The sequence below is a fragment of the Cohnella suwonensis genome (assembly GCF_042655365.1).
Taxonomy (GTDB): domain Bacteria; phylum Bacillota; class Bacilli; order Paenibacillales; family Paenibacillaceae; genus Cohnella; species Cohnella suwonensis.
Window position 1 is genome coordinate 1 of record NZ_JBHSMH010000007.1, and the last position, 13,888, is coordinate 13,888.

Genomic DNA, 13,888 nt, shown 5'->3' on the forward strand with positions numbered 1-13,888 from the left:
TCCACCAGCTGCCCGTCAGCTACGAGGCGACTTGGCTCTTACCTCGACCGGACTTTCACCGGCTAGTTGTGCCTAACTTGGCTAGGCGCGCAATCGTTAAAAAAGCCGAACGCGCATGCGTTCGGCTTTCTTGCGACTCGTTCTATTCGCTTGCCGTCATCCGATCGATAACCGAAAAGCCTTCACGACGATGCCGTCGTCGGCGGGTTGAAAGTCGTGCTCGGGCTGGCGCTCGAACCCGATTTTCTCGTAGAGGCGCAAGGCGGGCTCCATGAACTCGCCCGTGTGCAAGCCGATCGCACGGTAGCCCTTGGCTCGGGAACGCTCGATGCAGGCCGCGATTAACGCCGTCGCCACGCCTTCTCCCCGATACGCCGCGTCGACGGCGAGCATGCGGATTTCCGGATGGTCGACCGCTTCGACGTGTCCTTCGTAGGCATTCGACTTCGGCGGGAACAGCACGACGCTGCCCGCGATCCGGCCGTCCGACTCCGACTCGGCCACGAGAAGCTCCACGCCGGGTTGCCGGTCCGCTTGCGAAGACAGCGAGCCCTCCAGCGCCTTCCAATGTCCGGCCGGAATCCGCGACGCGTACTGGCCGTAAGCTTCGACCCGTTGCTCCCTGATCGTCGCGAGTTCCTCTTCTCTTGCATCTCGGATATTCATTCCGTGTCGCCTCCTGCTCTAGCGCTTCCCGTCCGCGGGAATATGAAACTTGCCGTCTTGCCGACTCAATTCCCGGCGGAAGTGCGCAGAATCCCACCCCGACAGATCCGGACCCTTCGGCAATATCGCGACTTCCGGCCGATCCGGAGAGATAGTGATGGAAAGGAAATAATGTCTCTTGATCGCATCGAAGTCGGTCGTGTCCCCGAACCCCGGCGTCTGGTACAAGTCCCGAACGTAACCCCACAGATGGGTGAACTCCCGAATGAGATTGCGGTTCGTCCGGAATGCCGAATAATATGCGGCATCGAACCGAACGAGCGTCGTATACAGCCGGACGTCGGAATCGGTGATAAAGTCGCCGTGCAGGAACCGCCGGGTGGACAACCTCGTCTCGAGCTCGTCCAATCTCGCGAACAACGTCTCGTACGCCTGCTCGTAAGCAGCCTGGGAATGGGCGAAGCCGCACTTGTAGACGCCGTTGTTCACTTCGTGGAAGATCAACTCGTTCAAGGCGTCGATGTCTCCCCGTAGAGACTCCGGATATAAGTCGGGCGCGTTCTCCCGATGATGCGGAGCCCATACGGTCTCGAAATAGTTGGTCAGCTTGAAATAGTCGTTGTTCGCGACTTGCCCGGTTGCGATATCCACCATAGCGGGCACGGTCGGCCTTCCCGAATAGTCCGGATCCGCGTTGCGATAGACCTCGCTCAGATAGCGAACGCCCAGGACGGGATCGACGCCGTCCGGATCGAGCGAGAATTCCCAATCCACATGGGGCAATCTCGGCCGCATCGGGCTCACCGTGCCCAGGCCGATCGCGTTCTCCAGCCCGAGCACACGGCGCGCGATGACGGCGCGATGAGCCCACGGACAAGCGGCGCACCAGATCAACCGGTACTTCCCCGCTTCCGCGGGAAGCTCGCCCGGCCCGTCTCCGAAGGGCGTCGTAAAGCCGTTCTTCTGCCGGGCGAACGCGCCGTCCTTATTGATCTCCGCGTTCGGTCGGCTTACCGTCGGTTCGGTCATGGTCATCCGCCTCTCATCCTGTTAGGTCACTTGTACAACACTTTCTCCACGTTGTACTTTGCTTGCAATTCGTTCAGGATATACGTCTCGTAGATTTCGCGGTGAACCGGATCTTCGACGACGCACACTTCGATCTTGGCGACTTCGTCCCTGTGCGGCTTCATCGGCGAGACGGAATCTTCGAAATGTTTCTTGATGCGCGGTCTTAGCTTTCTGGCCTTGCCCACGAACAACAGCTCGTCGCGGTCGTTGTAGAACATGAAGATGCCGCCGAGTTCTCTCGTGATCAGATGGAACTCCGTAAAGCCGTAGATGTTGCTTTCTTTCGGGTCGGCCTTCTTCGTAATCGTAACGTCCCGAGCGGGAATCGTAATGTTGATCATGAATGGATCGTCTACTTTCTATGGAGGGGTTGGGTTGCTCCTTCATTTTATCACATTGAGCTGATCTTTAACGCCCGCTCGATCCGCTTGTCCGGCACGAACCAGATGACGGCGACCAAGACGTAGAAGAAGCAGGACACCCAAGCGTTCAGGTACGCCGTCGCGATAGCCAAGATATAAAATAACGGAGAGATCTTGCCCTTCATATCGGCGCCCATCGCGAGCACGATCGCCGAATCCGAAGCGTGCTGCTTCATAATCGCCCGTTGCAGCAGGGTGTACGAGATCGCCGCGCACAGCAGCACGATGCCGTACAGCGCCGTCGGCGTGGCGGCGAAGTCGCTTTCTCCCATCCACGCCGTGGAGAAAGGTACGAGCGACAGCCAGAACAGCAGCAGCAAATTGAGCCACATGAGCTTGCCGCTTAACGTATGTACCGTGTGCAGCAAGTGATGATGGTTGTTCCAATAGATCCCGACGTACGCGAAGCTGACCGCGTAACTGAGAATCTTCGGAATCAAATCGGTCAACGGATGCCAATCGTGACCTTCCGGCACCTTGAATTCGAGCACCATGATGGTGATGATGATGGCCAGCACGCCGTCGCTGAACGCTTCCATGCGATTGACTTTCAAGCTTTTCGCCCCTTTGCGCGATGAATGTCCTTAGTTCCTATTTGTTATTTTCGATAAAGGCCAAACATTCCCTTCTTCCGGTCTTATCCCGAATCCTCATGAAAAACAGGCTGCCGAGTTCCCCCGACAGCCTGCGTCTTATTTACTCGTCGCTTTCCGTACGATCGGAGCGACTTCGGAAGCCAAGAGCTCGATGCCTTGGGCGACTTTGTCGAACGGAATGCCGCCGATATCGATCTGGGCAATAAAGCGTCGGTGTCCGAACATCTCGTGCTGATGAAGGATTTTCTCCGCGATCTGTTGCGGACTGCCGACGAACAGCGCCGAATCCGGACCCGTCATTCGTTCGAAGTCCGTTCTCGCCAAGCTGCGGGAGATCCCTCTTTGACTGTTTACGTAAGACCAGTAATTCGAATAGTAAGGGAAAAATTCGTCCAGCGCTTGTTGCGTCGTCCGGGCGAGATAGCCGTGACCCGTAATGCTGACTTTCAGCTCTTCCCGCGCGTGTCCCGCCTCGATGCCGGTCCGGTGGTACAGATCGACGAACGGCTTGAATCGCCCCGGATCGCCGCCCAGAATCGCGATCGCCATGCCGATGCCCATCCGGCCCGCGCGGATGGCGCTCTCCGGAGAGCCGCCGACGCCTAGCCACATCGGCAACCGCTCTTGAACAGGGCGCGGCGAGATTTCGGCTTCTTCCAAGGGCGGACGGAACTTGCCGCTCCAAGAAATTCTCTCCGTTTCGTTAAGCTTCAAGAACAGCTCCATATTTTCCGCGAACAGGGAATCGTAATCATCGGTTTCGTAGCCGAATAACGGAAAAGACTCCAAGAACGCTCCCCGGCCGGCGATGATCTCCGCGCGTCCATCGGATATCAGGTCCAGCGTCGCGAAATCCTCGAATAACCGAACCGGGTCGACGGTGCTTAACACGGTCGTCGCGCTCGTCAGCTTGATTCGCTTCGTGGCCTGCGCGATGGCGGCTAATACGACGGGCGGGGCGGATACGGCGTAATCAAGCCGATGGTGCTCGCCGACGCCGAAAATATCCAGGCCGGCCTCGTCGGCAAGCGCGGCCGCTCGAATAATGTCCTTCACCCGTTCTTCGGCGCTGACGGTTTGACCGGAATGAGGATCCGTACCGATATCCCCGAGCGTATAAAGTCCGATCTCGATTCCGCCGCCGTTAGCGCCCGCGTTCCTCTCAGTCATTCGGGCATCCGCCGACCGCGGCCAGATGGCCGGAACGATCGATCTTCGTCTGCAAATATTTCTCGTTATACTCGGAGACGCTGCCCCAGAGAGGCGTTCTTCCCGATACGTCCATTCCCGCGTTCTTCAACGCGTCCAGCTTCTTCGGATTGTTCGTAATGAGCTTGACCGTCTTGGAACGCAGCGACCTCAATACTTCTATGGCGTCGGCATAGTTGCGGGAATCGTCGACGAAACCCAAGCCCAGATTCGCTTCGACGGTATCGAATCCGTTCTCTTGCAGGACGTAAGCCATCGCTTTGCTGAACAACCCGATGCCTCTTCCTTCGTGGTTAGCCAGATAGAACAAGGCCCCCGCTCCGTGCTGCGCGATCATCTTAAGCGATTGCTCCAGCTGGAACCCGCAATCGCAACGTTTGCTTCCGAATATATCCCCCGTATGGCATATGGAGTGCATGCGGATTAGCGCTTCTTCGCTGCCCGAGAAGTCTCCGTAGACTAGTACGCTCGATTGCTGCATTTCGGCCAAGTTGACGGAAGACAGCTTCTCGATGATCCGTTCGAAATTTTCCGTGACTTCTTTGCACTGCAGCCAGCAATACCATTGAAACATGACCGTTTCCCCGTCCAAATTCACGGGCAGCTGAATCGGTCCTACTAAGTAGAGGGCGTCTTCCCCGCTCTTGATCAGCTTGATTTTCTTTTCCAATATGGCGACGACTTTCTCTTGAAGTTCCGGCATGGGACGACTCCTTCATGTTCGTATTTGTATGTGATGTTCCATCGCTCCAAGCGAGGCGAAGCTCAAGTCCCGCAGAACGTGCGGTACGGACGCGAGGATTGCCCCGGAGGCGCGGCGTATTCGGCCTGCTCGGTCGTATGCTCGTACGGATGGGCCAAGACGCCCAGCAGGCGTTCCATGACGCCGAGGTCCCCGCCTGCGGCTGCCTCGAGAGCGGCCTCGACCTGGTGATTCCTCGGAATGACCGCGGGATTGCTGGCGCGCATAACCTGCACCGACTCGGCTTTCGATTGCGGTTGCCTGCTTAATCGCTCCTGCCACGATTGTTGCCATCGGACGAATTCGGGCGTCCCGAACAGTACCGCTTCCTGCTCGACCGCCGTGTCGTACGTGAGCGCGAGGAACGTATTTGCGTAGTCCGCCTGATATTGCTTCATTAGGCCGAGGAGGTTCTCGATCAGGGACGCATCCTCCGGCTCTTCGCCGAGCAGTCCGAGCTTCGCTCTCATGCCGACGAGCCAATGACGGTTAAATAACGCGGCGAAGGTCGCAAGCTCCTCTTGCGCCCGTTCGATGGCCTTCGCCTCGTCTTCATGCAGCAACGGCAATAGCGCCTCCGCGAACCGCGCGAGATTCCATGCGCCGATATTAGGCTGGTTGCCGTAGGCGTACCGACCGTTCGAATCGATGGAGCTGAATACCGTCGCCGGATCGTATGCATTCATGAACGCGCACGGTCCATAGTCGATCGTCTCGCCGCTCAGGGCCATGTTGTCGGTGTTCATGACCCCGTGAATGAAGCCGACGAGCTGCCACTTCGCGATCAGCGAAGCTTGCCGCGCGATGATTTCCCGAAGCAAAACCAAATAACGATTGTCTCCGCTCGTCTCCGCGTCCGCGAGGGCTTCCGGATAATGCCGCTGTAACGTGTAATCCGCTAATGCCTTGAGCTCGTCGTTCGTTCCCCACTGCGCCGCGTATTGGAACGTACCGACGCGAATATGGCTGGCGGCCACGCGGGTCAGAATCGCCCCGGGCAGCTCGGTCTCGCGGTAGATCGGCTCGCCGGTCTCCGCCACCGCCAAGCTTCGCGTCGTCGGAATACCGAGCCCGTACATCGCTTCGCTGATGATGTATTCGCGCAGCATCGGCCCCAGGGCCGCCCGTCCGTCTCCCCGCCGGGAGTATGGCGTTGCTCCAGAACCCTTCAAGTGGATATCGAACCTCTCGTCCGAAGGCGTCAACTGCTCGCCGAGAAGAAGAGCTCTTCCGTCTCCCAATCGGTTAAAATGTCCGAATTGATGCCCCGCGTAAGCCTGGGCCAGAGGGTCTGCGCCTTCCGGAATCCGGTTGCCCGCGAAAGTCTCGACGCCTTCCTCGCTTCGGAGCGTTTCGGCGTTCAAGCCCAAAGAGATCGCCAACGGCTCGTTGAGAACGACCAATCTCGGCGAGCTTACGGGAGCCGGCGCTTGCTTCGTATAGAAAACTTCCGGAAGACGGGCATAGCTGTTGTCGAAGCGCCATCCGGCCGCCGACCGATCATGGTTATCGTTCATCCGATCCCCTTCTTCTTCCCTTAATGTTGTTGATTTGTTTTATATTATACCGCTGTTTCGTCTATTTCGCTCAGCCGTAACGGGCGAGCATCTCGATCAGTTTCCTCCGAATCGTTTCCTTCAATTCCGCCGGCTCCTCCAGCGAAGCTTCGTTCCCCAAGCCGATGAAAAAGTCCGCGAAGAACGGAATGTCCCCGCGAGAGACGTCGCGGTCGATCGCGCCACCGCCGTCTTCCCGCACTTCCAGCATGGGAGCCAGCCACAACTCGGATTCGCAGCGTTGAACGCCGGCCCGTGTCAGCTCCGCCCGAAGGCGAACCGGCTCCCTCGGCTCCGCCGCCTCCCGCCGGCTTAAGCGGACGTCGCCCAGCTCGCGCGGCTCCGCGCCCGACGGGTCGATCTTCGCCTCCCGGATCCTGTCGCACCGGAACACCCGAAAGCCCTCCCGCAGGAAGCAATAGGCCGTGCAATACCAGAAGCCGTTGTTCGCGTAGATGCATGCCGGCTGAATGAGGCGGGTGCCGGCTCCTTCTTCCTTCGATTCGTATGCGATAACCACGAGCTTCCGATGAACGGCCGCATCGAGAAGAAGGGCAAGACCGGGCGCATCCCCGCGTCTCGTCGGCGTCACGAAGTCAACTCGGTCCTTCATCCGGTCGATCCGGTCCCGGACGTCCCCGGGCATATGTAAATAGAACTTTCGCAGCGCCGAGACCGATTCCGCTTCGAACGGCAACGAGGAGTAATGTCGCAACGCGTGCACCGCGAAGAACATCGCTACGGCCTCCTCCTCCGTGAACGCGATCGGAGGGAGGACCCTCTCCTTGACGACCTGATACCCTCCGTTCGGCCCGACTTCCGAGTAAAGCGGAACGCCCAGCTCGCTCAGCTCCTGCAAATCCCGAAGAATCGTTCGAGCGGAAACGCCGAATTCGTCCGCAAGCTCCTTCACTTTGAACCGCCGCTTCCGATTGACGGTCATCATCAGTTCCATAAGTCTTCTGGACTTGGGCATCCTTAGCGCCCCCTCGTTAAAAGAAATCTCAAGTTTATGACAAATAGTGTCACTATTATAGCTTACGATAGAAATCGCAAGCAACACTACCCCCTTAGGAGTGATCGACCGTGCGCAAATATACCGTTCTGTTCTTTCTTATCATGTTCATGATCGGAACCGATACGTTCCTGATCTCGCCGCTACTCCCTACGCTGCAAGCGCAATTCGGCGTATCGACCTCGATTGCCGGATGGATGCTCGGCGCCTATACGCTCGGATCCGCCGTCTTCGCCTTGATCGCCGGACCGCTGTCCGACGGCTGGAATCGCCGAAGCTTCCGATCGGACAGATCGGTACCGTGATGATCTTCCTAGGGCTCGGCAATTTGCTCGGCAGCACGATCAGCGCTTACGCGGCCAGAAAGCTGGGAACCGCTAATGCGATCGCGGCGGGGATGGGGATACCGCTGCTGCTGTACGCGGTCATGCCCCGCTTGGCGAGCCTGCCGGCAGCTACGATCGTCTATTTCGTCATCTGCACGTCGCTCGGGATAATTTTCCCGCTTATCATGGGGGTGCTCACTTCGCTGAACGCTTCGATCCGGGGAACGATCTCCAGCTTAGCCAATGCGACGATGAACGGCGCGAACACGCTCGGCGCTTGGGTGGCCGGCATGCTCTACGTACAACTCGGCGGCTATGCCTCGATCGGCATCTTCTCGGGCGTCTGCCTCGCTCTCTCGCTCTTGACGTTCTTGGCTAGCGGCGTTCTCGGGAGCAGGGCGGCTCGCGCGGGACAGGGACTCGATTTCCGATAATGGAGCCCCACCCGGACTTTAGATAACGATCGGCACTTGGCTTGGCGCCTATTCGGTTACCTTTTTATTCCATGGAGCAATCGTTCCCGATACGCCTAACGTATTCATTCGCCGAATGTTTCCCATGTATCTTGGGAGCACCTCCCCGAGCGCAAGTCAAAAGCTTGTCTTGACAACCCAATTAAGCGTTTCCCGCTTCGGGAGCACGCTTTGGTTCGATAAGCACGCGTTAACTTTTCAAGAAATCCGGGTTCGCGAAAGCCGGATTCGGATACTTGTAGAAGCCTTCTCCCGTCACCTGTGCCTTGACCATGCCTATCGCTTTCGCGAACGCGATCACTTCGTCGAACGCTTTGCCGTCCGTGCCCGGCTGCTCATTCGGCTATCGCGTTTTTTGCTACGGTCAAGATTCCCGAAAGGATGAAAATCATACAATGTCATCGTTCATAGAAAAACAAAAACGCATCCTTGCCCTACTAGGCAGCGATGCGTTCTCTATGATTACGGTCTTCGTTCGGATCTAGGTTCTGGCGCAGCTCCCGCAATAGCATATCGAGCTCGGTACGAAGCCGATGGAGCTCTTCCGTGCACTGCGTCTGGAGGCGGTTCAATTCGCTATCGTTCATATTTCCGGTGCGGATTCGGTACTGCAGCTTGTTCTGCATCGATTCGCTGTCCGACATACGGAATTCGGGCCACTTTACGGGTTCGCGTTTGGAGATCGTTAACATCGTCGAAGGCTGCTCCCTTGCGTTTTTTCTTAGCATAACGAACTCGTGTTAACGGCGTATCCCGATTTTGTAAACTTTCGCCCATCGTTCGTTCGGAGTTAAAGCCGAGTCGATTGTAAATGCTTCCGTCCGCGCTCGTCCAAGTAACGCTCGAATTCCTCGGACGGCATCGGCTTGCAGAAATAATAGCCTTGAATCCAATCGCATTGAAGCTCCCGCATTATGGCAAACTGCTCCCTCGTTTCCACTCCTTCGGCGATGACGTCCAGTTCGAGGCTATGCGCCATCGCAACGATCGCTTTGACGATTTGCGCGTGGTCGTCTTTTTCCGCAATATGCGAGATGAACGTTTGCGCTATTTTTAATTCGTCGACCTTGAACGTTTGCAGGAAGCCCAGCGACGAATACCCTGTGCCGAAGTCGTCCATCGAGATGCGAATGCCCATCGCTTTCAAAGCGACCAGCTTGTCCACCGTATCTTGGATGTCCCGAATCGCTATCCCTTCGGTAATTTCCAGTACGAGCAGATGCGGTTGAAAGCCGGTTTCGCTCAATATGCGCGTCACGGTCTCGACGAAATCGTCTTGCTGCAGCTGCACCGGAGACACGTTGATGCCCATTTTCATTTGCGGCATCCCGGCGTCCTGCCACAGCTTCGCTTGGCGGCATGCGGTCCGCATGACCCAATCGCCGATCGGAACGATCAGTCCCGTCTCTTCCGCAACGGGGATAAAGTCGCCGGGAGAAACGAATCGACCGTCATGAACCCAACGAATGAGCGCTTCAGCACCGCCTGCGGTACCATCGGCCGCGCTCACTTGCGGTTGATAGTACAAGACGAACTCTTCCCGCTCGAGCGCCTTGCGCAGCGATCGTTCCAACTTGATTTTGTTTCGATGAATCCCGTCGAGCGCGGATTGGTAAAACTCGTATTTGTTCCCGCCCCGTTCCTTCGCTTTGTACATGGCGGCATCGGCCCGCTTCATCAACTTCGCGACTTCCGCGCCGTCTTCCGGAAACACGGCGACGCCTACGCTTGCCGTCGTTTGCAGTTCCACATGATCGAGCACATAGGGAGTAGCCACCGCGGCAAGGATCGATTGCGCCAGCCCCGCAAGCTCCTGCCGCGAACCGACATGGCGCACGAGCACCGTAAATTCGTCCCCGGCCAATCTGGCCACGATCCGATCCTCGTTCATGACCTGCTTCAACCGTTCCGCGACATGGCGGATGACTAAATCGCCTTTCAAATGTCCGAAGCTGTCGTTCATATACTTAAAGCGATCCAAGTCCATAAACAACACGGCAATTCGTTCCCCGACGCGAGCCGCTTCCTCTATCGCTTCCATCAGCATTTTCTCGAAATATCTTCGGTTGGGCAGCTCCGACAACGCGTCGTGATTGGCCAAATATCGCGCTTGCGCAAGCGCTTTCCGAAGTTTGCCGAGCAGTGAGTCGTTTTCCAGCAAAACGGTAACTTGCCGTATTAAGATGAGAACGATCATGACCGCGCTTCCGATCACGATGCCGTCGACCACGGCAATGCGATCTATCATGAAGACAAGCAGCACGAGCAAACCGACGTAAGGCAGAACAACCCGCACGAACACCTTCCCTGCGTTTCCAGATCCGGAACGGGATTTCGCTTGCTCTTGGGGAATTCCGACGGAGGATATCCCGGCAAAGGCCAGCAAGAACAGCGCGATATCGCAGAGCGAATCCATCCATCCTCCCGGTTCGTACGAATTGGACGCGGTCAAGTAAAAGTAGAACGAATCATACGCGATAAACACGATAAATCCGATCGTCATATAGGATAACGCCGCTTTATGGAACAACGGCCTATAAGCCATATGTACGGCGAATAAAGAAACGACGAGAAACAGATCCGAAATCGGATAAAATAACGCCGTTAACGTCGCAAGCGAGGAATGGTTGCTGAACAACGATTCCAAATAAGGCCGTACGCCGAATTGCCAACTTACCGTAGTGACCGCAAGCATGAGGATCAGGATGTCGAAGCCGAAGCGGATGCCTTGAAACACTCTCTTTTCCTTAAAATGAATATAGCCAAACGCGGCAATGTACAGAAAATTTTGCAGATCCCAAAATAGATCCGCGATACTGATCATCGGCGTTATGCCGAAAATCCAATCGTAATAGACCCATATCAGTTGGGCAGCGAAATAGCTCGCGCATCCGGCGGCCATCATATACCAGAACGTTCTAACGCCGTCTCGATGCTTTCGACCCGCTTGAAGCAAATAGTAGCTTGCCGCCGCCGGCGGAAAAAGCTGCAAGACGAGAACGGCATGGCGGACGTTAGAAAACCAATAATCCAGCCCGTACGCCACGGCAAAATAGACAAGCATCATGGTGAAAACGAATTTCTTTGACGAAAGCGACCCCATTCTCTCTTGCCCCCTTCCCCTTGTAAACTTTGGTAGTCCTAATATTAGCATAATCTCTCAGCACCCGACATAAGACGATAGGATTAGCGGAAAATCGCGGAACCGTGCGAAACGAAATAAAGCCGCCGGTTTTAAACCCGGTGGCTTTGCGGATCATGAGATTATTGAATCGCTTGCAGACGCTCGGCGAGGATGCTCAACCATTAAAAAAAGCAGGCCTCAAGAAGTACCATACATTCCTAAGCAATATGATAACAATCAATGAAAAAGACTCTGAAGGAATTGATCTTTTTTCCCTCAGAGTCAGACAACATCTTAAATTTTTTCACCTAAGACTGGTGAGATTTTTCCAAGGGAACTAGAATCAAACCCTTGCGTCGATAATTGAGACTCAATTAGGTCCAACACATCATAAAAAGCAAAATTAGAACCCAACCTAAAAGATTTGTCCTCGGCATTTTCGTTCTTAGTACCAATTAATGTTTCATTATACTTCTCCTGAATATGTGTAATTAAATCACTTAGGAAATCTCTTAACTGTTCATCCATGTTATCTACTCCTTAGAATACCTTCGAGAATTTCTCTTTGTTCAGTTTGTCTCTGAATGTCAGAAGGCCATTTTTTGTTAATTAATGCTTCCTGTTGTCTCGGATCTAAATTATTAAAATTAGGTATGTGAGCCTCAGGATTTCGGATTTTGTCTTGATGCTCTGCTATTTGCTTTTCAATTGACTGTATACCTTTGCGAATCTCGGCATCTGTTTTATTAACATATTGATTATAAAAACCTGAATGCTTTCCTCCGTTCTTTGCAACATTGAAAGCATCACCCAAGCTCTCAACAAAGACGTCTTTGACTTGTTGCCTTAACTCCTCAGAATCGGTCGCTTCAAGAATTTTGTTAACATCATCTAAATCTGCTTCATTGTTTATTAACTTTTTCGTAAGTTTTAATTCTTTCAATACTAAACCTATTCCTTTTGTTCCGACTACAGCTACCAAACCACCTCCGACATATTCGCCTATTTGCTTCGCTCTGTCATAGCGATCGCCCTGGTTCCAACGATCGATTTCATCTAAGATAGCTTCACCAAGCGGAATTGCAATGGGTAATAGATAGTTCGAATCGCCGGTGACTTCATAAGCTACTATCAAAGTCGCCATTGCCCGAATGGTTTCGGCTGTTTTATACGGATGTCGGATTAATTCCCAAGTATCAAGAACACTGCCCTTGATTCCGCTCCAGACCCCTTTTGTAAAATGTTTTGTAAGCTTCGCAGAATCAATAGCGCCAGCGTAAACATCATTAGCCAAGGATGCTACCAGTATCGGCTTTGTTTCGCTTAATTCTTCACTTAATTCTTCGCTTAATTCTCCAGTGATAAATTCATCTACTGTATTTTTTAATAGTGCTTGTTGTATTGAATTTAAACCATAAAATTGATCTGACCCGATAAGAACTTCCGCTTCAATTTTCTTCCCATTAATGGATCCTTGTTTAAATAAAGCAACCGCATGTTCCGGAGGAGCGCCATACTTTTGCAGCTCTGTTCTGTTCTGTCCCGCTACCTGTTCCGCTGTAACTTCATTTGTCCATGTATACAAAGTGCTCTCGCTGTAAGTAACGGATTCCGAACCCGTTTGTCTGGCAAATATTAGAAGATAATCCCAACTGTGATATAATTCCATTCTTCATTTTGGGTCTGTTCCCAAGTCTCTACGATTCTGCGGGTTTCGCGTAAACTTCCAACCAAATGAGCATCCGTATATTCGGAATGATAGCTGTTAAATGACCATGTATCGTTAAATACAAGATTAAACAGTTCACCGGCAGGTTCGATTCTTCTTTCTGAATGATTACTTTGACTCCGCACCCAATCCGGCACATGTCCCGTCGGATCCCACATATTGATTGGATTGTTGCCGACGTAGACCCCCGAAGTTTTTGTAAGCTTGAACAGTTTGCCCCATGGCGTCAAAAAGGCTACCGATAGGGCACGCTCTCCATTAGATCAATCTGGGCTAAGCAGAGCTTTCAGATCGTCGCCAATGAGTAAGTCGAACGTACCTATTATGGCTGCGTCAGCTACGTTGACAGCATAGAGACTGGAAGCCGTTTCACGGGCGAGGTTCCCGCTCTCATATCCCTGTCAAGCGGCTGGAATGGCTGCAAGTCACTTCATATAGGGGGGGAATCAACGAGCAAACCTGTGATCTGTCATGAACTCTGCGTAAAAAGAAACCTTGAAGGCATAGAGCCAGTCAAGGTTTGGGGATTTATTCCTCGTTAGATTCTGAGAGTCTTCTTTGAATGTTTTCCAATCTTGTTCGTGATAGCCTAGTATACTTTATTACTTTTTCTATTTCCATCCCATCAGAAAGCATCTCTGTTACTACTGCAACCTCACCGCTAATTTCGCCAATTGGATACGCTGCCCTCCTTCCCTCGTCCCTTCCTTCCTCCCTTTCTTTTGATACAGAATATTCCTTACTACAATTTAAATCCAAGTACCATTCCATCTCTTCTGGGTAAGTTGGATCAAAACCAATGATTCCTTCCCATTCCTGATCGTCTTGAAACCCAATTACTACGTCGCCTGCATGGAGATTAAATTGGGCAATAACAAATGGCGAAATAGTAGGTCTGGTCGACCCATAATAATGAAAGTTAGTATCAATAGATATCTTTACAATGCTCATAGTGTTCT

15 protein-coding genes are annotated in these 13,888 nt (G+C 53.6%); 2 read left to right on the forward strand and 13 right to left on the reverse strand.

Features of this window, described 5'->3' with window-relative positions; translation table 11 throughout:
- Positions 1-156: 156 nt before the first annotated feature.
- The 8 genes from ACFPPD_RS04890 to ACFPPD_RS04925 all read right to left on the reverse strand — a co-directional run bounded on the left by ACFPPD_RS04890 (position 157) and on the right by ACFPPD_RS04925 (position 7,238).
- Complete coding sequence (locus ACFPPD_RS04890; RefSeq protein WP_209746361.1) at positions 157-666, reverse strand: GNAT family N-acetyltransferase; 510 nt, start codon at positions 664-666, stop codon at positions 157-159.
- Positions 667-684: 18 nt separating this feature from the next.
- The gene (locus tag ACFPPD_RS04895; RefSeq protein WP_378081374.1) at positions 685-1,701 is read right to left on the reverse strand and encodes a glutathione S-transferase family protein; all 1,017 of its coding nucleotides are present in this window, start codon (positions 1,699-1,701) and stop codon (positions 685-687) included.
- A gap of 20 nt (positions 1,702-1,721) precedes the next feature.
- On the reverse strand, positions 1,722-2,078 hold the full coding sequence (locus tag ACFPPD_RS04900; RefSeq protein ID WP_209746363.1) for a nucleotide excision repair endonuclease: 357 nt from the start codon (positions 2,076-2,078) through the stop codon (positions 1,722-1,724).
- Positions 2,079-2,128: 50 nt separating this feature from the next.
- A complete protein-coding gene (locus ACFPPD_RS04905) occupies positions 2,129-2,713 on the reverse strand; it encodes a TMEM175 family protein (RefSeq protein WP_209746365.1) in 585 nt (194 codons plus the stop codon).
- A 138-nt stretch (positions 2,714-2,851) separates the two neighbouring features.
- Positions 2,852-3,925, reverse strand: coding sequence for an LLM class flavin-dependent oxidoreductase (locus tag ACFPPD_RS04910; RefSeq protein ID WP_209746367.1), 1,074 nt, complete (start codon positions 3,923-3,925; stop codon positions 2,852-2,854).
- Positions 3,918-4,667 (reverse strand): GTP cyclohydrolase II, encoded by a 750-nt coding sequence (locus ACFPPD_RS04915; RefSeq protein ID WP_209746369.1) that lies wholly within the window; start codon positions 4,665-4,667, stop codon positions 3,918-3,920. Before ACFPPD_RS04915 ends, ACFPPD_RS04910 begins: the two co-directional genes overlap by 8 nt.
- A 62-nt stretch (positions 4,668-4,729) precedes the next feature.
- A complete protein-coding gene (locus ACFPPD_RS04920) occupies positions 4,730-6,223 on the reverse strand; it encodes a protein adenylyltransferase SelO (protein ID WP_209746371.1) in 1,494 nt (497 codons plus the stop codon).
- A gap of 70 nt (positions 6,224-6,293) precedes the next feature.
- Positions 6,294-7,238, reverse strand: coding sequence for a helix-turn-helix transcriptional regulator (locus ACFPPD_RS04925; protein WP_209746373.1), 945 nt, complete (start codon positions 7,236-7,238; stop codon positions 6,294-6,296).
- 110 nt (positions 7,239-7,348) lie between these two features.
- Between ACFPPD_RS04925 and ACFPPD_RS04930 the strand changes: the two genes are divergently transcribed.
- Positions 7,349-7,582 carry an MFS transporter gene (locus ACFPPD_RS04930; protein ID WP_378081377.1) on the forward strand — a complete coding sequence of 78 codons (234 nt, stop codon included), beginning with the start codon at positions 7,349-7,351 and terminating at the stop codon, positions 7,580-7,582.
- The gene (locus ACFPPD_RS04935) at positions 7,579-8,037 is read left to right on the forward strand and encodes an MFS transporter (RefSeq protein WP_378081379.1); all 459 of its coding nucleotides are present in this window, start codon (positions 7,579-7,581) and stop codon (positions 8,035-8,037) included. The genes ACFPPD_RS04930 and ACFPPD_RS04935 overlap by 4 nt, the downstream gene beginning before the upstream one ends.
- A 476-nt stretch (positions 8,038-8,513) precedes the next feature.
- Here ACFPPD_RS04935 and ACFPPD_RS04940 read toward each other — a convergent pair whose 3' ends face one another.
- The 5 genes from ACFPPD_RS04940 to ACFPPD_RS04960 all read right to left on the reverse strand — a co-directional run bounded on the left by ACFPPD_RS04940 (position 8,514) and on the right by ACFPPD_RS04960 (position 13,880).
- Positions 8,514-8,768 (reverse strand): hypothetical protein, encoded by a 255-nt coding sequence (locus ACFPPD_RS04940; RefSeq protein ID WP_209746375.1) that lies wholly within the window; start codon positions 8,766-8,768, stop codon positions 8,514-8,516.
- A gap of 98 nt (positions 8,769-8,866) precedes the next feature.
- Positions 8,867-11,179, reverse strand: a complete 2,313-nt coding sequence (locus ACFPPD_RS04945) for an EAL domain-containing protein (RefSeq protein WP_209746377.1) — start codon at positions 11,177-11,179, stop codon at positions 8,867-8,869.
- A 315-nt stretch (positions 11,180-11,494) separates the two neighbouring features.
- The gene (locus tag ACFPPD_RS04950; RefSeq protein WP_209746379.1) at positions 11,495-11,728 is read right to left on the reverse strand and encodes a hypothetical protein; all 234 of its coding nucleotides are present in this window, start codon (positions 11,726-11,728) and stop codon (positions 11,495-11,497) included.
- 1 nt (position 11,729) lies between these two features.
- On the reverse strand, positions 11,730-12,785 hold the full coding sequence (locus ACFPPD_RS04955) for a hypothetical protein (RefSeq protein ID WP_209746381.1): 1,056 nt from the start codon (positions 12,783-12,785) through the stop codon (positions 11,730-11,732).
- A 672-nt stretch (positions 12,786-13,457) separates the two neighbouring features.
- Positions 13,458-13,880 carry a hypothetical protein gene (locus ACFPPD_RS04960; RefSeq protein WP_209746383.1) on the reverse strand — a complete coding sequence of 141 codons (423 nt, stop codon included), beginning with the start codon at positions 13,878-13,880 and terminating at the stop codon, positions 13,458-13,460.
- Between the last annotated feature and the right edge of the window lie 8 nt (positions 13,881-13,888).

What these genes read in the sequence shown, in the direction of transcription:
- ACFPPD_RS04890 (WP_209746361.1), bottom strand. Translation starts at nt 666, where the DNA reads ATGAATATCCGAGATGCAAGAGAAGAGGAACTCGCGACGATCAGGGAG.
- ACFPPD_RS04895 (WP_378081374.1), bottom strand. Translation starts at nt 1,701, where the DNA reads ATGACCATGACCGAACCGACGGTAAGCCGACCGAACGCGGAGATCAAT.
- ACFPPD_RS04900 (WP_209746363.1), bottom strand. Translation starts at nt 2,078, where the DNA reads ATGATCAACATTACGATTCCCGCTCGGGACGTTACGATTACGAAGAAG.
- ACFPPD_RS04910 (WP_209746367.1), bottom strand. Translation starts at nt 3,925, where the DNA reads ATGACTGAGAGGAACGCGGGCGCTAACGGCGGCGGAATCGAGATCGGA.
- ACFPPD_RS04915 (WP_209746369.1), bottom strand. Translation starts at nt 4,667, where the DNA reads ATGCCGGAACTTCAAGAGAAAGTCGTCGCCATATTGGAAAAGAAAATC.
- ACFPPD_RS04920 (WP_209746371.1), bottom strand. Translation starts at nt 6,223, where the DNA reads ATGAACGATAACCATGATCGGTCGGCGGCCGGATGGCGCTTCGACAAC.
- ACFPPD_RS04925 (WP_209746373.1), bottom strand. Translation starts at nt 7,238, where the DNA reads ATGCCCAAGTCCAGAAGACTTATGGAACTGATGATGACCGTCAATCGG.
- ACFPPD_RS04940 (WP_209746375.1), bottom strand. Translation starts at nt 8,768, where the DNA reads ATGTTAACGATCTCCAAACGCGAACCCGTAAAGTGGCCCGAATTCCGT.
- ACFPPD_RS04945 (WP_209746377.1), bottom strand. Translation starts at nt 11,179, where the DNA reads ATGGGGTCGCTTTCGTCAAAGAAATTCGTTTTCACCATGATGCTTGTC.
- ACFPPD_RS04950 (WP_209746379.1), bottom strand. Translation starts at nt 11,728, where the DNA reads ATGGATGAACAGTTAAGAGATTTCCTAAGTGATTTAATTACACATATT.
- ACFPPD_RS04960 (WP_209746383.1), bottom strand. Translation starts at nt 13,880, where the DNA reads ATGAGCATTGTAAAGATATCTATTGATACTAACTTTCATTATTATGGG.